14 protein-coding genes, 1 pseudogene and 1 riboswitch are annotated in these 20,341 nt (G+C 63.8%); of the genes and pseudogenes, 7 read left to right on the top strand and 8 right to left on the bottom strand.

Annotated features, from left to right (window positions below):
- Positions 1 to 106: 106 nt before the first annotated feature.
- From GOB93_RS08170 to GOB93_RS08155, 4 genes are all read right to left on the bottom strand, one after another.
- Positions 107 to 2,158, bottom strand: a complete 2,052-nt coding sequence (locus GOB93_RS08170; protein ID WP_242010627.1) for a heparinase II/III domain-containing protein — start codon at positions 2,156 to 2,158, stop codon at positions 107 to 109.
- Entirely contained in the window at positions 2,112 to 2,786 is a 675-nt protein-coding gene (gene rpe, locus GOB93_RS08165; RefSeq protein ID WP_173583007.1) for a ribulose-phosphate 3-epimerase, read from the bottom strand. Before rpe ends, GOB93_RS08170 begins: the two co-directional genes overlap by 47 nt.
- 219 nt (positions 2,787 to 3,005) lie before the next feature.
- Positions 3,006 to 3,848 carry a hypothetical protein gene (locus GOB93_RS08160; protein WP_173583006.1) on the bottom strand — a complete coding sequence of 281 codons (843 nt, stop codon included), beginning with the start codon at positions 3,846 to 3,848 and terminating at the stop codon, positions 3,006 to 3,008.
- Between the two features lie 10 nt (positions 3,849 to 3,858).
- A complete protein-coding gene (locus GOB93_RS08155) occupies positions 3,859 to 5,268 on the bottom strand; it encodes an RsmB/NOP family class I SAM-dependent RNA methyltransferase (protein WP_173583005.1) in 1,410 nt (469 codons plus the stop codon).
- 116 nt (positions 5,269 to 5,384) lie between these two features.
- Between GOB93_RS08155 and GOB93_RS08150 the strand changes: the two genes are divergently transcribed.
- The 7 genes and pseudogenes from GOB93_RS08150 (at position 5,385) to GOB93_RS08120 (ending at position 13,769) form a co-directional block, all read left to right on the top strand.
- Positions 5,385 to 6,527, top strand: coding sequence for a hypothetical protein (locus tag GOB93_RS08150; protein WP_173583004.1), 1,143 nt, complete (start codon positions 5,385 to 5,387; stop codon positions 6,525 to 6,527).
- Between the two features lie 2 nt (positions 6,528 to 6,529).
- Positions 6,530 to 7,843 carry a hypothetical protein gene (locus GOB93_RS08145; protein WP_173583003.1) on the top strand — a complete coding sequence of 438 codons (1,314 nt, stop codon included), beginning with the start codon at positions 6,530 to 6,532 and terminating at the stop codon, positions 7,841 to 7,843.
- Between the two features lie 327 nt (positions 7,844 to 8,170).
- Positions 8,171 to 8,390: riboswitch (cobalamin riboswitch) on the top strand.
- Positions 8,391 to 8,507: 117 nt separating this feature from the next.
- On the top strand, positions 8,508 to 10,607 hold the full coding sequence (locus tag GOB93_RS08140) for a TonB-dependent receptor plug domain-containing protein (RefSeq protein WP_173583002.1): 2,100 nt from the start codon (positions 8,508 to 8,510) through the stop codon (positions 10,605 to 10,607).
- 1 nt (position 10,608) lies between these two features.
- Complete coding sequence (locus GOB93_RS08135; protein WP_173583001.1) at positions 10,609 to 11,469, top strand: ABC transporter substrate-binding protein; 861 nt, start codon at positions 10,609 to 10,611, stop codon at positions 11,467 to 11,469.
- On the top strand, positions 11,466 to 12,473 hold the full coding sequence (locus GOB93_RS08130) for a FecCD family ABC transporter permease (RefSeq protein ID WP_173583000.1): 1,008 nt from the start codon (positions 11,466 to 11,468) through the stop codon (positions 12,471 to 12,473). The genes GOB93_RS08135 and GOB93_RS08130 overlap by 4 nt, the downstream gene beginning before the upstream one ends.
- 83 nt (positions 12,474 to 12,556) lie before the next feature.
- A pseudogene (locus GOB93_RS08125) lies at positions 12,557 to 13,270 on the top strand (ABC transporter ATP-binding protein); the annotation flags it as partial.
- 106 nt (positions 13,271 to 13,376) lie between these two features.
- The gene (locus GOB93_RS08120; protein WP_173582998.1) at positions 13,377 to 13,769 is read left to right on the top strand and encodes a hypothetical protein; all 393 of its coding nucleotides are present in this window, start codon (positions 13,377 to 13,379) and stop codon (positions 13,767 to 13,769) included.
- A gap of 105 nt (positions 13,770 to 13,874) precedes the next feature.
- Here GOB93_RS08120 and acs (GOB93_RS08115) read toward each other — a convergent pair whose 3' ends face one another.
- From acs (GOB93_RS08115) to prpC, 4 genes are all read right to left on the bottom strand, one after another.
- On the bottom strand, positions 13,875 to 15,827 hold the full coding sequence (gene acs / locus GOB93_RS08115; protein ID WP_338422323.1) for an acetate--CoA ligase: 1,953 nt from the start codon (positions 15,825 to 15,827) through the stop codon (positions 13,875 to 13,877).
- Between the two features lie 270 nt (positions 15,828 to 16,097).
- On the bottom strand, positions 16,098 to 18,044 hold the full coding sequence (gene acs, locus GOB93_RS08110; protein ID WP_173583037.1) for an acetate--CoA ligase: 1,947 nt from the start codon (positions 18,042 to 18,044) through the stop codon (positions 16,098 to 16,100).
- A gap of 122 nt (positions 18,045 to 18,166) precedes the next feature.
- The gene (gene prpB, locus GOB93_RS08105; protein ID WP_173582996.1) at positions 18,167 to 19,081 is read right to left on the bottom strand and encodes a methylisocitrate lyase; all 915 of its coding nucleotides are present in this window, start codon (positions 19,079 to 19,081) and stop codon (positions 18,167 to 18,169) included.
- Entirely contained in the window at positions 19,078 to 20,250 is a 1,173-nt protein-coding gene (gene prpC / locus GOB93_RS08100; RefSeq protein ID WP_173582995.1) for a bifunctional 2-methylcitrate synthase/citrate synthase, read from the bottom strand. The genes prpB and prpC overlap by 4 nt, the downstream gene beginning before the upstream one ends.
- Positions 20,251 to 20,341 lie beyond the last annotated feature (91 nt).

Raw genomic sequence — 20,341 nt, 5'->3', positions numbered from 1 at the left:
CGCCAGCTTTTCAGGTGCCCGCTCGCTGACTGCTGCCTCTCTCAGCACCAGAGCTCCGGGTAACGCTGTTTTCGTTATCAGCAGCCTGACAGCGTGACACATGGAATCACCCGTCGAGGCGGGTGAAGGCCCAGCGGATAGCGCTGGCGAGCATGGGTGGAGCGACGGGGCGAGTGGGTTCGGAGGGCGCAGTCTGCTCCTCACCTGCATGCGTCCCGGCGGCATGATCCGTGTCGGACTGTGGGTCACGCTGCTGTGTCCCGCTCATCGCGGACTCACCGGCGGATTCGTCCGACGGATGTGCCGACACTTCTTCCGGGTCAGATCGGGCGTGTAGTTCAGTAGCACGGTTTTCGGCGCTGTCCTGCGCCTCGCCTTCCGGGCCGGACCCATGCTGTGTGCCGCCCGATGCCCCGGCGGTGTTCTCTCCGGAGAACCCGTCGGCTTCGGTTTCCGGTTCAGCGGACTCCTGTTCCTCAGCGGTTTCCGGTGCCGGTGCCATTTCGTCCAGGACAGGCTCATCCGAAGGAAGTTCGGCGGGGCGGACCAGGATCTGGAGTGTCGGCACAGGTTTCGGGCCGCCGAAATATACGCTTTCCTCGATCGACGAATATCCGTCGCTGCGGAAACACCACATTTCCTCCGGCGTGCGCAGAAGGATGTCGGTGTCTTCCAGCTCGACTTTCACGTCCGGGTGCAGATGGAACCGGAGCACGAAGTCCGGGGTTGCGCCAGCACTATCCAGCCGGTCCTCGCCTCTGAGATCCGTGCCCTCCTGTCCGAGATACAGGCGGCGGTGCCAGGTTCCCGCGCCTGAGGGACGGTAGCAGTCCGAACTGAGCTCGATCAGATGATCGGCGCCGAGCACCTCATGCCGGCTGTTCACGGCTGGGTGGTTTTCGACATGGCCGTCTCCGCGCCACAGCACCGGGGGGCAGGACGGAAGGGACAGCACGGAATGGGCCGGCGCGTCACGCAGGGCGTTCCGCCAGGCAGGCAGAGGACTGGCGCCGCAGTTGACGACGATCTGGCACCGTCCGGATGACAGCTCAATCGACATGAGGCCACCATAGGCCAGCGCGTCGAAGGCGGGCTGCGGCGGAGGGCCGGCATCCGTGAACAGCACGGTGTTTCCGGAGGCGGCGCGGATGAAACGGCCGTCCGGCATGCCGCGCGCCATGACGTGTCCGCGCGGAAGAGCGCGGGCGATGACGAGGTCGATCATGGCCGGATCGTGCGGGCCGGTGCCGTTGAACAGGGCTAGACGACCGTCTCCGTGCCGGAAGGCACGCAGCACCGGCGCCATCCGGTCGAGCGCGGCGGCGAGGGTGGTGGGCATCGGGATCTGCGCCGTCTGCAGCATCAGGCGCATTTCGGCCAGTTCGCGCAGGACAAGAAACTGGGCTTCCGGGCTGCGGGAAGCGTGACAGCCATCCGCGAGAACCTGACATTCCAGTTCCGGGTCGATGAGCTTCATGTAGCGCGAGAGAAAGGCGCTCTGGCCGGGCAGGGCAATGGCGGCGGCGAGCAGGCCTTTCAGGGCGCGCAGCGATGTCCAGTCATGCCGGCCTGTCGGGAGCAGCGCCATGATTGTCCGCGCTTCGAGCACGATCCGCGACATGAGCCCATGACGGAAAGTGTCGTCGGCTGAGGCGGCGAAAAAATCGTATTGCGAGAGCCAGGAGGCGACGCGTCCACCGGTGACCGCAGGGTCCTGGAGAGCGGTGTCGCTCATGGGCTGGCCGATCCAGGTGGCGACCATGGCGCGCGCTTTGGCACGGGCGGATTCCGAACCCAGTTCACGCAGATCGCGCAGCCATTCGAAGCTCTGGAACCAGTCGCGGAACCGGTCCGGCCAGTCGGGACCCGTCCAGCGGGCATAGGTCAGGACGCGGGTGACGCCGTCATGGGAGGCCGAGCCCTGCACCAGCAGTTCGCCATTGACCGGATTTCCGGGCCAGGGGTCCCGCACGGTCTGGGCCGGGACGGAAGGGATTGATCGCATCCCGCCAAGGGGACCGAGAAGGGCCATGGACAGCCGCATGTCGCGCAGCCAGCGGTTCAGACCCATTCCGGGACGCCTCGCTTTGCAGATCGGAGATGAAGGGGAGTCACGATGCCGGACAGGCTCCGCGCAGGCCGCGGATGGCCGCGGCATAATCGCCGGCTCCGTAAATCGCGCTGCCTGCGACCAGCACATCCGCGCCGGCCGTCGTGGCGAGCGGGGCGGTCTCGGCGTCGATGCCGCCATCGACGGCCAGTCTTATGTCGCGTCCGGTGGCGTCGATCATGGCCCGCAAGGCTTCAATTTTCGGAAGCTGGCTGGTCAGGAATTTCTGGCCGCCGAAGCCTGGATTGACGGTCATCACCAGGATGATGTCGACCATATCGAGAATTTCCGAAAGCTGTCCGGGCGGTGTCGCCGGACAGAGGGAGACGCCCGCCTTCACACCAAGGGCGCGGATGCGCTGGAGCGAGCGGTGAAGATGGGGACCGGCTTCGGCATGCACGGTGATATGGTCGGCGCCGGCCTGGGCGAAGGCTTCCAGATACGGATCGCACGGGTCGATCATCAGGTGGGCGTCGAAGGGCAGAGTGGAATGCCCGCGCAGGGCTTTGATGACGGCGGGACCGAAAGAAATGTTGGGCACGAAATGGCCGTCCATCACATCGAGATGGATCCAGTTCGCGCCGGCTTTTTCGATGGCGGCCACTTCCTCTCCGAGCCGGGCGAAGTCGGCAGCCAGGATGCTTGGCGCGATGATAAGAGAAGAGGGATTCGTCATTTCTTCGTTATCCGGAATCATCACGCTACGCGCAACTGCTGGCTGAAACTCTTTTTTACGCAAGGGCCTGATCGGGGTTCAGGCCACAGTCCGGACCAGAGGTCACGCCGGCGCCGGGTCGGGCGGCCGGAGCGAGTGATCGGCCCGGATGTCAGCCGGCAGTTCAGAGCGATTTCCGGCCGGTCCGGCAGGAGCGACCCTGCCATTCCCACGAAACTGTTACCCGAGCCGGAAGACCACCTGACCGGAGGCCGTAAGCGGGGAGGCGGGTGAAGGACCGGAGCCGTCGGTCTCCACCTGGGAAAGGCGGGCCGCGATCTCCGTCAGGGAAGCGGGCAGCCCGCTGATCCGGACGGGAGCCACATAGCGCGGAAGGGCTGCGATCTCGTGAATCAGTGGCAGCAGGGTATCGGGTGCGATGGCCGGGTCGTACACGGCGATGGCGCTGGTGACAGCCTGTGGCGGGGCAGGAAATGCGTTCAGGGCGTCGGGCGGGAGCGGAGCGGCTTCGCGGGCGCCGAAGAGGAGCGTGGCATTGAGGCCGGGGGCTAGGATGGCGTCGATCGGATGGCTTTTGTCGCCGGCTGTCTCCGTGCCTGCCGGTCGTCTGGTGCCTCCCGGCCTGCCATCTGTGGATCTGATGCCGGTCAGCTGTGCATCGCTCAGGCCCGTGCTGGCCAGGAGAAGGCCGGGGATGTCGGGAAGACGGAAAATGGTGGCGTGTGCGCCGGCAAGGCGGGCTTCTCCCGAATGAATCATGCGTCCGGTGACAGGAGACGGGACGCGAAAGAAGCGGCGCTCGAAGAGTTCCTGCTGGTACCAGGGCAGATGAAGTCCGGCTGTCCGGGCCTGCAGCAGGGCGATGTAGCGGATCAGCGTTTCAAGCTGCGGCGCATGGTCCAGCATGTCGCGCCAGATCCGGCGTCCGTCCGGTGTGTCGATATGCGCGGTGTGATGGCCCGGAGGTGCAGCACCGTTCCCTGAGAGATCTGAGCGGGAAACGCCCTGTTGCAAAGGTTCCGCCTGCGAGGTGTTTATCCGGGATTCATCGCCCGTGGTCATGGGCTGCCTTTCAGCCTGCTTTCACGAAGCGGGCGGCGAAGAAGCCGTCCATGCCGCCCCGTTCCGGCCACATGCCGGGATGGGTCCGCAGCCAGCCTTCGGGGGTGAGGGCCTCAGGCAGGTCCGCAAGTTCTTCCGGCCGGATCGGATCGGGTTTCAGACCGTAACGTTCGGCAGCGCGGGCGCGGTCCGGTCCTTCTTCCTGCTGGAGGGAGCAGACGGCGTAAACCAGCCTGCCGCCGGGTTTCAGCATGCGGGCGGCGGCGGCGAGCAGGGAGTCCTGGGCCTCCGTCAGGGCCGCGAGATCGCGGGGACGTTTGATCCAGAGCGCGTCCGGATGCCGCCTGGCGGTTCCGGTGGCCGAGCAGGGGGCGTCGAGAAGGATGGCGTCAAGCGGCGCTTCCGGCTGCCATGCGGCGGCATCCGCGCAGACGGTGGTGACGGTCAGCTTCAGCCGCTCCATGTTCTGCGTCAGGCGTTCGAGCCGTCCGGCATCGCGCTCCAGGGCGGTGACATGCGCGCCGGTGAGGGCGAGCTGTGCCGTCTTGCCGCCTGGCGCGGCGCAGAGATCGGCCACCTGTTCACCGGGGCGGGCGGCCAGCATCCGGGCCGGCAGGGCGGCGGCGGCGTCCTGGACCCAGAAGGCGCCGTCCCCGAAGCCGGGCAGTTCGGTCACTTTCGTTCCGGCGGGCAGGCGGACGGAGCCGGTCGGGAGCAGGTCGCCACCTTCCGGGACTTCGGCTCCGGGGCGCAGGGTCAGGTCCAGCGGGGCTTCGTGTTCCAGACCCCGGGCGATGGCGCGGGCGACGCCGGGACCGAGGGTTTTCCAGGAGGACCAGAGCCAGGACGGAACGTCGAGCCGGTCCTGGTCGAGGCCTTCCAGAAGTGCGGGGCCGCCATTCGCGACTTTGCGCAGCACGGCGTTGGCGAGACCCGCAAACGGGGCCAGACCACGACGGCGCATCAGGTCGACGGTGGTGCCGACGGCGGCGTGCGGCGGCGTTTCGAGGAAGAGGAGCTGCGCGGAGCCGAGCAGCAGGGCCGCGCGCACGGGTTCCGGCGGCTCCTTGCGGAGAAACGGCTCCAGGACGGCGGACAGGGTGCCCATATGCCGCAGGGCGGAGGCGGCGAGGCGGTGTGCGGCGGCGCGGTCGCGCGCATCCGCGACTTTCGCGTCCGGGGAGCGGGACAGGGTGGTCTCGAGCATCCGGCGATTCTCGATCACGCCACGGACGATATCGAAGGCGATGTCGCGTGTCGGATCGGCGTTCCGTGGCGTGCCGGTGGATGTGCTGCCATCGGACGTGCCATTGGACGTGCCGGGGGCCTGACCTTTCCGGCTGCGGCTTTTCGACGATCCTGGCGCGCGTCCGCGAGGGGGACGCTTCGGCTTCTGTGCATCGCTTGACGGAATGTTCATCGTTCCCGGGTCTGAATGGTCTCCGGCGAGGACATGACACGTCATCCGCCGCGGTGCCAGCCCGTTTTTCCGCATGATCCCTTTCAATCCGCATACGCAGGACAGCACATAAACCCATGGAGAGCGTTCTCGAATCGCAAATGGCGCCCGTCGCGTCGATCGCTCCGGGGCTTTCCATCTTCCTTCCGACCACCAGCCCGCTCTCTGGCGGACTGATGCTGCGCATTCATCCGCAGCGGCCCGCGGAGCTCATTCTGCCGAACCCGTTTGGCGCCGGCGTGCTGGTCGCGCCGCCGGATCGTCTGGATGATTTCGGCTTCTCACCCTCCGCTTTCGACCGTGTTCTGATCCGCCGGATCATTGCCATGAAGCCGGTGACGGTGCGGGATGTGCAGGACAGCGCCCGCGCGACAGCGCTCTCGGGCTTTGCCGGCCGGGAGGCCCAGGTTCTCGCGCGCCGGGTGGCCGATGTGGCGGGCCGCCGCCAGCGGGTGCTGCGCGACCAGCTCGTTTCCATGTTCATCCCGCGCGGAGCATCGCCCGATCTGCCGGACTGGCTGGCCGGTGTGCTTCTCCAGACCGGGATCGCCCCGTCCGACCTGTCTTCCATACTCAGGCCTGCCACGTCTTCCCGTTCCGGTTCGTTTCGTCCTACATCTTCCGGTTCCGGGGCTCCCCGTCCGGTGAGGCAGCCATTCAGGCCCCGCTTTTCGCCTCAGCGGCCGGAGCGAAATGGTGCACCGGAGAAGGGAGGCGTGCCGGAGGCACGGGTTCCGCCCCGGCTGGCGCTGATGCGCGAGGTGATCGGCGGCCTGTCCGACATTCTGCCACCGGATTATAACGGCACCAGCGCGGGGCGGTGTCTGCGTCTGGCTGAAGACGCCCTGACCCGGATCGAGGCGCTTTATACCAGTCTGGCGGAGCTTCTGGTCATGCCGGATCGCCTTACCGCGCTGGTCCCGGCGCGTAATCCGTTTGCAGCTGATCTCGGTCTGCTTGCCGGCTGGAACCGCTTCTGCCTGATGGCGCGGGAAGTGGCGCGCGCACCCTGCCGGGCGCATGCGGTGGCGGATATCGCGGCGCTTGCCCAGGTGCTGGGTCACCGGAACAGTGCCGGAACGCAGGACATGCCGGGCGCGAACACGCCCCGGCCCGGACTCTCCGGCTGGCCGCAGGAAATCGATTATGCCGTCTGGCTTTCGGAGCGCAATGAGCGGCTGCTCCGCGCTGAAATCGCACTCGATGCGGGGAGAGCGTGAAAATGGGACTGTCCGCGACGAGCCGTGCGTCGTTCCTTTCCCGGTCCGCCGGCGACGAGGAAGCTGAAGTCTCCGTTGCCGGGCCGGGCATTATGCCGTTCGATCTGCTGTTCCGGCCGCTCTGGCCGCTGGTCGTGCCGTCCGCGCAGTGGCGCCGGTCCCTGAAGGAATCGACGACCCGCATTCCGGATACGCTGCTCGAACCCCTGCGGATCTGGATGTTCGACTGTTACCCTGAGGCCGATCTGGTTCTGCGGCTGATTGAATCGGGAAACGGGAGCAGGCTGCCGGCGCGTGACCCGCTGGAAGAGCCGGAATGGGCCGACCCGGTGCAGCGTGCGTCCGAACTGCTCTGGGCGCGGGCGGCGGCGGTGCTGTCGCGTCCTGTGCCGCCGACCGTGCTGGACGAGATGGCGGTGACGGCCGGGCTGAAGACCACCGACATTACCGGGTTGTTGCCATCGCTTGCAGTCCTGTTCGCCGAGGCGCCACTCCTGTTTCCGCACGGGAGCAGCCCTGTGCCGGCCGTGGCGGACCGGTCCGGACTGCTGGCCGCGCTGACCCGTATCGCCGGCACAGGGATACTGGCCTGGACGTTCGCGATGCCGCTGCTTCTCGCGGCGCGCAATGAGATCGACATCGTGCTCCCGGCGGCGCGGACCGTTGCGCTGTCCTTCGCGCATAAGGGCCGTTATGTCGCCGCCTGCGATGAGGCGCTGGCGGAGGTTTTCCCGCTTTTTGAGGCGCGTTGCACGAAGATTCTGCAAGACCTGAAAGGGGTAAAAGCCGTGGCGCGGGAGGGACGTCGCGTGACATTGTGGCTGGAGGTGCCGGACCTGGCCACTATTCTGTCTCTGATCCGCTTTGCGAATCGCTGCTCTGTGCACGTGCTTCCCGCCGCGCAGCTCAGGAGCGTGGCGGCGCGTGCATGCCGGCTGCAGTTCGATCTGCTGGTGGCGGAAGATCTGCTGATTCACTGGCCGCGGGCGTCCTGGCCTGACTCCCTGATGATTGCGTTCGAGCGGGGCAACCGGCGTCTGCGGAATCTGGCCTCGATCGGCGGGGGCCTGTCGCGTCCGGCGGATTACCGGGACTCGCTCAAACGTCTGGCGAAGCGCGTGCTGGATGACGTTCATCTTGGCCTGTCCATCGTTGAACGGATGCGGACGGCGGAATCGCTGATCGATCTTCGCAGGCCGTCCGCGCTGCTGGTGGATTATCTCGCCCTGCTGCCGCCGCCCGCGGATGAGCGACCGTCGGTCCGGCGCGTGCAGAAGGAGACGGTTCGTGGTCTGCAACCCTGGAACGAGCTCTGAGAGGAATCCTTTTCGGCTGGTGGTGACCGCCGCCGATGACTGGCGGCCAGTGATCCGCTGCACGTCCGGATGCGGATTTTCCAGGTTCCGGTGCATGGCCACTCTGTTTTGTGGGTGATCCACCGGGACAACAGGCCGGACGCTGATCCCGGTGATGGATTTTCGTTCGCCGGACGATCCTCTGGCGCAACACCTGAGTTATGTTCATCAGATATAACACCCCTGGACGGCGGCGCCCGGAACCGGCGGCCTTGCCGGGCAGAGGTCTGCGGACCGGCCTGTCCGGTGAGATATGCGGAACGGTTTCTTGACAGAAACAGATCGGGGCAGAGATAAGGCCGCGACGGTGCCCCGCTGATCCGGGGTCAAAAGGGAATGCAGTGCGGATGGAGACGTCCAAAGCTGCGGCTGTCCCCGCAACTGTAAGCGGTATGACTGCGCTGTAACCGGACAGTCTGGTCCGGGCCACTGGGAAGGTCTCTCCCGGGAAGGTTGCGCAGGGAACAACGCCGCGAGCCAGGAAACCTGCCGTCATCATTGGTTGCGACCGGGAAACGCTGGACGGGGTGTTCTGGCGGGCGATATCGCTGACTGTCTTATGACGCGGTCTGGCGATGATGCGTTCTCGTGGCAGCTAACGTGACCGCGAGACCTGTAAAACGCCATGTCTGTTTTCCGTAGTTTTCTGATTGCCTCCACCTTTCTGCCAGCGCTTGTTCTGCATGAGGCTCGCGCCGATACACCGGCCCGGCAGAACACCGGAAAGAAACAGACGTCCGGTGCCCCCGTAACGGGTGAGGCAAAAGTCCCGGCAAAACCGAAGACAGTGGTGAATACAGGCCTGCCGGAACAGATTACGGTGAGTGCCGCGCGCCGCCCGACCCCGGCCGATGAGATCGGCACCAGCATGACGATCATCACGGAAGAGCAGATCCAGACCCAGCAGCGTCGCGGATTGTCGGATATTCTCGCCCGTCAGGTGGGCATGAATGTGGTCCAGTCCGGCGGCCCCGGCGCCACGTCATCGATTTTCATGCGCGGGGGGAATGCGAACCAGGTAAAGGTTCGCCTGGACGGCATGGACATCAACGACGGCAGCACGCCCGCAGGTTCATTCGATCCCGCCCAGTTCACGACTGACGGCATGGGACGGATCGAGATTCTGCGCGGACCGCAGAGCGGCCTTTACGGCGCGGACGCCATGGCCGGCGTCATCGATATCACGACCGCACAGGGGCAGGGACGGTTTAAGCCATTCGTACGTATCGAAGGCGGCGCTTACGGCACATTCAATCAGGCGTTCGGAGCAAGGGGCAGCGCGGGCCGCTTCCATTACAATATCGATCTGTCACACTACCGTATGGATGGATTCAACAGCATTCCGGCCTATGCGGAGCGGGCCTACGGCGCCGACTGGCGGCAGCGGCATGAAGGCAACCGGAACGACAACAGAAGCGCGAATATCCGTCTCGGTTACGATGTCACGGATAATTTCGATGTCGGCCTGACATCGCGGCTGGTGCAGAGCAATTATCACTCCTATTCCCTCTACGATCTGCAGAGCGAGAATGAATACGGCTATTCCGGCCTCAGAGAGCAAAACAACAGCAACGAGGCCGTGGTCCGCGGCACGGCGCATCTCGTATCCGGCGGCGGTTTTTTCGAGCAGGTGATCGGGCTGGGCTACATGACCAACCGCAACCGCTGGACGGAGACGGGAACCTATTATGGCAGCCCGGCTAATCCGGACCCGGATTACTACCGCTCGTCACGCCTGAAAATTGACTGGCACGGCACATTCAATCTCAGACAGTATGGTTCTCTGCTGATCGGCGCGGAGCATTTCCACGACACGTTCAACACCAGCCACACTCCGGCCAGCGAATGGGACAGCGGGTACAACAACTCGGCCAGCATGGATACGACCGCCGGATACGGACAGTATCAGGGCAACTGGAATAAGATTCTCTATGGTGCTGCCAACATCCGTTACGATGCGAACTCCCGCTACGGCAACCATGTGACATGGCGCGTGGCCCCGGCAATTCATGTCCCCGGAACCGGCACGATCATCAAGGCCAGCGCCGGCTCGGGTTTTCACGGCCCGTCACTGTATCAGCTCTTCGCCAGTCAGGTCGGTGCAGGCTACGCGGAAGTCGGAAATCCGAAACTCCGGGCCGAGAAGCTGATCGGCTACGATGCCGGCGTCGAGCAGAAACTTCTGAACAATCATCTGAATTTCGGCGCGACCTGGTATGACAACCGCGTGCAGAATCTGATCCAGTCCTCACTCGCGATCGATTCAGGAAATTACATTTACTCTTACGCCAATGTCGCGAAAGCGCGGATGTATGGCGTCGAGGCGTTCCTGAACTGGAAAGCGCTTGAGAGCCTGGCATTTAATCTGAACTACACCTGGACGCACACGCGGGATGAGTCGACAGGTGGTGAACTTCAGCGCCGTCCGCAGCATAAATTCAATTTCAACACGACATGGACACCCGTCCGGAATCTGACATTCTCCGGCAACATCCTCTACACCAGCGGCTGGCGCGACCTTCCGGTCATCGGTTATGCAACCTGCGCCACCTGCGCGAAAGGACACGGCTATTTCACGATCGATATCGCCGCGAACTATAAGATCAACCGTTATGTCACCGTATTTGTCCGCGCGGATAATCTGCTGAACCGGCAGTATGAACCTTCACTGGGGTATCTGCAGCCAGGTCGCGGCGGCTATGCCGGCTTTACACTGAGCTACTGAAATGCGGCGCGCGGTCCGGAACAGTGTCGTGGCCGCGCTTTCCGGACTGCTCGCGTTCGGGACATCGTTTGCCGACATGGCTCAGGGAAAAGCGCCGACCCGCGTTATTTCTCTCAATCTCTGCACGGACCAGCTGCTGATGCTGCTGGCGCGACCGGAGCAGATCGCGGGGCTGACGGTGCTGTCGCGGGACTGTTCCAGTGCGATGCTTTGTGATCAGGCGCGGCATTTTCCGGTGATTCGTCCGGATGCCGAAGTCCTGCTGGCTCAGAAACCCGATCTCGTTCTCGGCGGGACGTTCACGACTGAAACCGCCCTGCTTGCCGCCCGGTCGGTGGGCGCGCGGGTGGAGACGTTCGCGCCGGTCAGCAGTCTGGCCGAAATCCCTGAACAGATCCGGCGTATGGCGGAACTGCTGGGCGCGCCGGAGCGGGGCGAGGCGCTGATCCGGGCGTTCGGCGCGCGCCTGGCGCGTCTTTCCACGTCACCCGCCGCCGGCGCGCCCGTCGCGGCGATCTATACGGCGAATGGCTGGCTGACGGGGCGGGATTCCCTGCCGGACGACGTGCTGCGTCACGCGGGATTCGTCAATTTCACGGTGACACATGGTGACGGATACACGCAGACCCTGCCGATGGAAGTTCTGATCGCCGGCCGGCCAGACCTGCTGATCCCCGACCCTTCCGACAGCGGTGTTTCACTGGCCGGAGCGATGCTGAACAGTCCGGCTCTGCGGAGCGCGTTTTCCGGTCCGCACCGGCTCGTCGTTCCCGCGGCGCGCTGGCTTTGTGGCCTGCCGGGGACGCTCGATGCGCTTGAGGCGCTGGTCAAAGCCCGCCAGGCACTGGAGGCCAGCCGATGACGGATCGCCACCCGGATCGTTTTCTGATCGCCGCCCTCTCAGCCGGGCTTGTCATCCTGTTCGTCTGCGCCCTCCTGTGGGGAGAAACATCCCTTGATATTACAGATGCTTTTCGTGATCTTCTCGCGGGACGACACAGTATCGGCGCGATCATTCTCGGGCAGCTCCGGCTGCCGCGCGCACTGCTTGCGGTGCTGATCGGCGGAACGCTGGGGCTTTCGGGAGCGGTTCTGCAGGGATATCTTCGCAATCCGCTTGCCGATCCGGGTCTGCTTGGCGTTTCCGGCGGCGCGGCGCTCGGGGCGGTGGTGACGTTTTATACCGGACTCTCGGCCCGTGTCGCGCTGGCTCTGCCTGCCGGGGGGCTGGCCGGGGCGCTTTTCGCTGTCGCGGCGCTTATCGGACTGGTGGGGCAGGGCGGCACAATGGCCCTGCTTCTGGCCGGGGCGGCGCTGACCAGTTTTTTTGCTGCGATGACGTCTCTGACACTCAATCTCATGCCGAGTCCATATGCGTCTTTTGAAATCATGCACTGGCTGATGGGCTCTCTCGCCGACCGGACGATGACTCATGTGTGGCTGTGTCTGCCGGGGATTGTCGCGGGCGGCACGCTCATGTTTTCGGTGCGGCGCACGCTGGATGCGCTGACGCTCGGAGAGGATGTTGCCGAAAGTCTCGGATTTCGCAGCAGCGGCCTGTTCGGGGCGCAGATGCGGATCGTCGTCGGCGCGGCGCTCGCCGTCGGGTCCTGCGTGGCGGTGTCAGGCGCGATCGGGTTTGTCGGGCTGGTCGTGCCACATCTGCTGCGGCCTCTGACGGGATATCGTCCGGGGCGGCTGCTGGTCCCGTCCTTTCTGGGCGGGGCGATGCTGCTTCTCTTCGCTGACGGGCTGGCGCGGGTAATTCCGACAAGTTCGGAACTCCATGTCGGAGTGCTGACGGCGCTTGCCGGGGCACCGCTGTTTTTCTGGCGGGTGATCCGTCTGAAACGGACCGTAACATGAGCGGGACGGCCGGGGCGCCGGAAGGGCTGTGTGCCGGGCGTATCAGCCTGTCGCTCGGCGGTATGACGGTTCTGCACGATGTGTCGCTGACGGCGCGCCGGGGAGAGGTGCTGGGGCTGATCGGCCCGAACGGGGCAGGCAAAAGCAGCCTGCTGCGTGTCCTGGCCGGCCTGCGGCAACCCGATGCCGGCAGCGTTGTTCTGGATGACGAGCCGCTTGCGGCGATGTCGTCCCGCCGTCGTGCAACGCAGATTGCGTTCATGCCGCAGAATGGTGGAGAACCGCCGCCTATGGCGGTGCATGATCTGGTGTCTCTCGGACGGCTGCCGTTCGGGGGCGATGCGGCGGATCAGGATGCGATCATCCGGGCGATGGAGGAAACAGGCACGATACCGTTGCGGGAACGACCGGCTTCGGCGCTGTCCGGGGGCGAACTGGCCCGCGTGCTGCTGGCGCGGGCTCTGGCGGTGGAAGCGCCCTATCTCCTTGCGGATGAGCCGATTGCAGCGCTGGACCCGGCACATGCGCTTTCCGTGATGGCGCTTTTCCGGTCACTGGCGCGAAAAGGCATGAGCGTGACAGTCGTTCTTCACGACCTGACGCTCGCGGCACGTTTCTGCGACCGGGTGGCGCTTCTTCAGGAAGGGCGGCTTGCAGGCTGCGGACGACCGGAAGATGTCATGACGGATGCCGCCATGCGGGATGTTTATAAGGTGGATGTGCGGCGTCTGGATGGCGCGGTCGTTCCGTGGAACCTGGTCTCGGCGGTCTCAGAAGGGACTGAACAGACCAGTTGAGGCTGATCCGGGATATTACTGGAAACGGAATATCTTTTCCGACACATGAAGGGCGGCCCCGGCCGGAAAAGCGGCGCTGCCCGCCTGAGATCCTCGCCAGCTGACAGTGTCGGACAAATATCGCCGGGCCTGTCAGTGTGCCGGAGAAAAGCACGGGGCGCAGAAGCCGGGCAAGGCGGTCGCCCCGGTCAGGCGCCGGAGTGCCGGCATCCGGGTCAGGCGACCCGATCAGGCATATGTGTCGAGCGAGCCGTCATCGGAACTGGCCGACTGGCTTGCCGAGCCTTCGGTGGTTTTCGAAACGACGTTGCCCGAGGCGTCTGTCACGGTGATAGTGATGGTGCCGTCGCTGTTCACGGTTTCCGTCGTCGTGTCGGACGAAGAAGATGATGTGGAGGAGGAACTGCCGGCCGACGAGGACGAACTGGCCGATGACGTGTCGTACAGGCTGGTGAGGGACGTACCGGAAACGCCGGAGATGGAAGAGGACACGAACTGAACTCCTGTTACTGGAACAGTTCCATTCTCTTCCGTCAGGCGTTGAGAAGGTGTTAAGGCACACGTAACGAATGGCAACATCCTGTGACGGGTGGGTTCCGTTTCATTACCCGGTGATAGTCTGCTCTCCGACGGCCGCAATCAGCGCCGGTATGACGGCGGGGTCCGCCAGCGCGGAGAGATCACCGAGATTTTCCGTTTCGCCGGATGCGATTTTTCGCAGCAGGCGACGGACGATCTTTCCGGACCGGGTTTTGGGCATGTCCTTTACGAGATAGATGCGTTCCGGCGCCGCATAGCGTCCGACGCGTTCGCAGATGACGCGGGACAGTTCGTCGACCGGCGGGGCGACTTTCGCGGATCGCGCCACGACGAAGACGACGATACCCTGGCCTTTCAGGTCATGATTTATCCCGACAGCGGCAGCCTCCGAGACAGAGTGACAGGTCGCCAGCGCGTCTTCGATCTCAGCCGTGCCGATACGGTGACCGGACACATTGATCACGTCATCCATGCGGCCGGTGATCATGTAATAACCGTTCTCATCCCGCCGGGCGCCGTCCCCGGCGAAGTATTTACCGGGGCTGAAGGTGAAATAGGTTTCACGGAAGCGTTTATGGTCGCCCCAGATCGTCCTTGCCTGACCGGGCCAGGACTGCGTGAAACAGAGAGCACCTTCGGTGGCGCCTTCGATGATCTCGCCTTTTTCGTTCGTGAGGACTGCGGACAGGCCGGGCAGCGGGGTCGTGGCCCAGCCGGGTTTCATGGGCTGCGCGCCGGGAATGACGCAGAGCATGCCGCCGCCGGTTTCCGTCTGCCACCACATATCGGCGACCGGACAGCGCTGCTGGCCGATCACGGTGTAGAACCATTCCCAGGCGTCCGGGCTGATCGGCTCCCCGGCGCAGGCCAGCCGTTCCAGCGAGGCGAGGGAGTATTCGCGGGGAACGTCGTCGCCGTCGCGCATCAGGGCGCGGATGGCGGTCGGCGCGGTGTAAAGGCAGGAAACCTGATAGCGGTCCACGATGTCCCACCAGCGACCGGGCTGCGGCCAGCCGAGCAGCCCTTCATAAATCAGCGTCGTGGTACCGCTCAGCAGCGGACCATAAACCACATAGGTATGCCCGGTGATCCATGCGATATCGGCTGTGCACCAGTGGATTTTTCCAGGCTGAGGAGACAGCGTCCAGTCGGTCGTGCAGGCGGCCCAGACCATGTAGCCGCCTGTGGCATGCACCATGGCTTTCGGTTTTCCGGTGCTGCCGGAGGTGTAAAGCAGGAAAAGAACATCTTCCGCCCGCATGATTTCCGGCGCGCATTCCGTTTCCTGCGGCGAGACGAGAGTGGTGTAGTCGTGGTCGCGGCCTTCCGTCATGGGAACAGCGTCGCCGGTGACCTGCACGACAATGACGTTCTTCACCGCGCCGATGGTTCCGGCGTGGGCGAGAGCGGCGTCGACGGTTGTTTTGTGCGGGATGCGTTTGGCGCCGCGACGGCTGAAATCGCAGGTAATGACCGCGACGGCGCCGCTGTCGATCAGGCGCTCGCCGATGCCCTCGGGCGAAAAACCACCGAACAGCACAACATGAATCGCACCGATGCGGGCGCAGGCAAGCATGGCGGCAACGCCTTCGACGACCATCGGCAGATGGATCGCGACACGGTCACCGCGTTTTACACCGAGGCCGCGCAGGGCGTTGGCAAGGCGGCAGACTTCGGCGTGCAACTCACGGAATGTCAGGGTACGGGAGACAGCCGCATCGTCGGCCTGCCATATCAGGGCAGGCTGGTCGCCGCGTGTCTCCAGATGCCGGTCGAGACAGCTGACGGAGGCGTTGAGGGTTCCGTCCTCATACCAGCGGATCGAGACGTCGCCGTCGAAGGATGCGGCCGAGGCGGCGGTCGGGAAGGTCGCCCAGTCGATCCGCTGCGCCTGTTCAAGCCAGAACGCTTCTGGATCGGACAGGGCATGGGCGCGCAGGGCGGCAACCTGCTGTGCTCTGACCGGATCGACGTCAGCGAGGTTGCGGATTACCGGGCGGTCCGAAATGTCGGTCACCTGTTTCTTCTCCTGACGCATCAGGGCGGGTTCGCCTCTGTTTTTCTTATCGCGGGACGCGGCGCCGATGGGATGTCCGGCGACACATTCCGTGTGCGTCAGTTAGAGCATTGTTTGCGGGACGAGGGAAGAATTGTCTTACGGAGCGGTGTCCGGACTTCGCCGCGAACCCCGCAAAGGTTCTGATCGCATTAACCGGAAAGGCTCGTCGCGCAAAGCCACGACGAGCTTTTCCGCTACGGGGCAGGTCCGCCGCACCGGCCGGCAAACTCAGCCCGCGCCGCTCTGTGCCGTAACCTGAGCGATCAGAGCGGGAACAACGGATGAATCAGCGAGAGAAGACAGATCGCCCAGACTGTCTGTTTCGCCGGACGCGATTTTTCGCAGCAGGCGACGAACGATTTTCCCCGAACGGGTCTTGGGCAGTTCGTTCACCAGATAAACACGCTCCGGCGCCGCATAGCGTCCCACGCGTTCGCTGATGATCCGGGCAAGATCCCCGACAGGCGGCGCAACTTTCTCCGAACGGGCCACGACGAAAACGACAATGCCCTGACCCTTCAGATCGTGACTGATCCCGACAGCCGCCGCTTCCGCGATGGAATGATCGGTCGCGACCGCATCCTCGATCTCGGCCGTGCCGATGCGATGCCCGGAGACATTGATCACATCGTCCATGCGGCCGGTAATCATCAGATTGCCGTATTCATCGCGGCGCGCGCCGTCACCGGAGAAATAACGGCCGGGGCTGAAGGTGAAATAGGTTTCGCGAAATCTTTTGTGATCGCCCCAGATTGTCCGCGCCTGTCCCGGCCAGGAGCTGTCGAAGCACAGACAGCCTTCCGCCTCACCTTCCGGGGTCACAACCTCGCCTTTTTCATTCGTGATCGAGGCGAAAAGACCGGGGATTGGTGTCGTGGCCCAGCCGGGCTTCAGAGGCTGCGCCCCGGCAATGGCGCTCAGCATGGGGCCTGCGGTTTCGGTCTGCCACCACATATCGATGACCGGGCAGCGTTTCTGACCGATTTCCTCATAAAACCATAGCCAGGCGTCGGCGCTGATCGGTTCGCCCGCCGACGCCAGACGGCGCAGGGAGGCGAGGGAGTAACGACGCGGCAGATCGTCGCCATCCCGCATCAGGGAACGGATGGCGGTCGGCGCGGTGAAAAAACTCGAGACGTTGTAACGGTCGATGATATCCCACCAGCGGCCGGCCTGAGGCCAGCCGGGCAGACCTTCGTAAATAAGGGTTGTGGTGCCGTTCGAAAGCGGACCGTAAACGACGAAGGTATGTCCGGTGATCCACGCGACGTCAGCCGTGCACCAGTGCGTGGTGTCCGGTTCGGAAGGGAAGGTGACGTCAACGGTGTAGGTGGCCCAGACCATGTAGCCACCGGTGGTATGGACGATAGCTTTCGGTTTTCCTGTGCTGCCGGATGTATAAAGCAGGAAAAGCGGATCTTCGGCCCGCATGATTTCCGGAACGCACTCAGGAGAAGCCTGTGCGACAAGCGCCGTGTAATCGTGATCGCGGCCCTCCTTCATCGGCACATCATCGCCGGTGACCCGCACGACGATGACATTCCGGACCGCTCCGATCGTACCCGCATGGCTCAGAGCGGCGTCAATCGTCTCCTTGTGCGGCACGCGTTTTGCGCCGCGCCGCGCGGTGTCGCAGGTGACAACGGCCACCGCGCCGCTGTCGATCAGACGTTCTCCGATCCCCTCAGGCGAGAACCCGCCGAACAGTACGACATGAACCGCACCAATGCGGGCGCAGGCCAGCATGGCGACGAACCCTTCCGTGACCATGGGCAGATGAATAGCCACACGGTCACCACGTCTGACGCCGAGACCGCACAGAACATTGGCGAAGCGGCAGACTTCCGAGTGCAGTTCACGAAATGTCAGTTTCCGGGAGATGGCGGCGTCATCCCCCTGCCAGATCAGCGCGGTCTGATCGCCACGCGTGGCCAGATGCCGGTCGAGACAGCTGACGGAGGCATTCAGAGTCCCGTCCTCATACCAGCGGATGGAGACATCGCCATCGAAACTGGTGTTGCAGGCGACAGTGGGAAACGTGTCCCATGCGATGCGTTTCGCCTGATCCAGCCAGAAACGATCCGGATCTGTGGCGACCTGTCTTCGCATGGCGGCAACCGCACGGGCCTTATCCGGGTCAACGCCTGTGATGTCCCAGAGTGTGGTGCGCTCCATCGTGTCGGACACTGGTCTGTTCTCCTGAAAACGGTCCGCGCGGCCTGTGAGGCCGCGCGGTGATCTGTACGGGTTTTTCCGGACTTTGCTGTTCTTATGTGTTTTCCGGAAAGACGCTGTTTTTATCTGTCGATCGTGGGCAGGACGGTTTCGACAATGCCGCGATCCAGCGCCTCGTATTCATGGTAGCGAAGCGTGCGGTAAAGCTCCTCCCGCGTCTGCATGCGGTCCACCATGCCTTCCGTGCTGTCATAGCGTTTCAGCGTGGCATAAAGCTCAGCCTGAGCCTTGTTGGCAACACGCAGGGAACTGACAGGCCAGATCACCATGCTGTAGCCCATGGACTCGAACTCACTGGCAGTGAAGAACGGCGTGCGTCCGAATTCGGTCATGTTGGCGAGCAGTTTCACGCCAGGCATGCGGCGGGCAAATTCGCGGAACATGTCCGCCGTGGTCAGAGCCTCGGGAAAAATCGCATCCGCCCCGGCCGCAACATAGGCTTTCGCGCGGGCGACAGCACCGTCGATCCCTTCGCTCGCCGCGGCGTCGGTCCGGGCGATGATGACGATATCGCGGGAAGCGCGCCGCGCGGCATCGACCTTCATCGCCATGTCATGAGCCGAAGCAAGCTTCTTGTCGTTCAGATGGCCGCATTTCTTGGGCAGAAGCTGGTCTTCGAGATGAACCGCGCCGGCGCCTGCATCCTCGAAAACGCGAACCATGTTCATGACATTCAGGATTTCTCCATATCCCGTATCGCCATCCACGAGCAGAGGCAGACCCGTCGCATGCACGATCTGCCGGATGAAGAACGCCACCTGATCAATGGTGATGATCCCGAGATCCGGCAGGCCCATGCTGGCCGTCATGGCCGCACCCGACAGATAAAGCGCCTCGAACCCGGCATCTTTCGCCTGCAGACCGGCCTGACCATTATGGGCGCCGGGCAGCCGGAGAATGCCCGGCCGTTCAAGAAGCGCCCTGAACCGCTGACCAGCGGGAAGATTCGGGCAGTCAGCCCCGACGAGATAGGTCATGCTGCTTCCTCCAGAGCGCTGCCGCGCTGATGCATGGGAACAAAGGCCCGGTCTTCGGGGCCAGTATATTCGGCTGACGGACGAATGATTTTTCCGTTTTCGCGCTGTTCGATGACATGCGCGCACCAGCCGGCGCTGCGGGCGATGACGAAAACCGGCGTGAACATCGCTGTCGGAATCCGCATCATGTTGTAAGAAACGGCGCTGAACCAGTCGAGATTGGGAAACATCTTCTTGGTGTCGGCCATGACGGTTTCAAGGCGAGCGGCGACGTTATAAAGCCGCATCGAACCGGCACGGCGCGACAGCGCATGTGCGGTGCGTTTGATGATCTCGTTGCGCGGATCAGCAATGGTGTAGACCGGATGCCCAAACCCGATGATGACCTCGCGGTTTTCGATGCGGCGACGGATATCCGCCTCCGCCGCATCCGGGGTGAGGTAACGCTGCTGAATTTCCAGCGCCACCTCATTCGCGCCGCCATGCTTCGGCCCGCGCAGAGCGCCGATGCCGGCGCAGAGAGCGGAATACATGTCCGACCCGGTTCCGGCGACAACACGACAGGCGAAGGTGGATGCGTTGAACTCATGTTCCGCGTAAAGGATCAGGGAGACATGCATCGCCCGGACCCATTCATCCGGCGGGGCCTCTCCATGCAGCAGGTGGAGAAAATGCCCGCCGATGCTGTCATCATCGGTTTCCACGTTGATGCGTTTGCCGTTGGTCGCGAAATGATACCAGTACAGCAGGATCGATCCGAGAGAAGCGATGCTGCGATCAGCGATTTCCCGCGCACCCACCGGGGTCATGTCACGGCGTTCGGGCAGAATGCAGCCAAAGGCGGACATGGCGGTGCGCATTACATCCATGGGATGCGCGGCGGCGGGAATATCCTCCAGCACACGCTTCACACCTTCCGGCAGACCGCGCAGGGAACGGAGATGGGCCTTGTACGCCGCAAGCTCCGCCGCGTCGGGCAGATGGCCGTGGATGAGAAGATGCGCCACCTCCTCATACTCGCAGTGCTCCGCAAGATCTTTGATGTCATAGCCGCGATAGTGCAGGTCGTTTCCGCTGTGGCCGACCGTGCACAGTTCCGTGGTCCCCGCCGCCACGCCGGAAAGCGCGACGGACTTCTTCGGGCGTTTGTCGTGAGAGGTATATGTCATCTGACGGCTCCTCTTTCTCGTTCTTCTGTCTCAGGATTCCGCCCCGAACCCCGCGAGAGGGCGCGGCCCCTTCAATCCCGGCCTGGTCAAT

This window comes from Acetobacter musti, from assembly GCF_011516835.1.
GTDB lineage: Bacteria > Pseudomonadota > Alphaproteobacteria > Acetobacterales > Acetobacteraceae > Acetobacter > Acetobacter musti.
The sequence above is the reverse complement of the archived record's forward strand: the minus strand, read 5'-3'. Positions and strand labels throughout refer to the sequence as shown.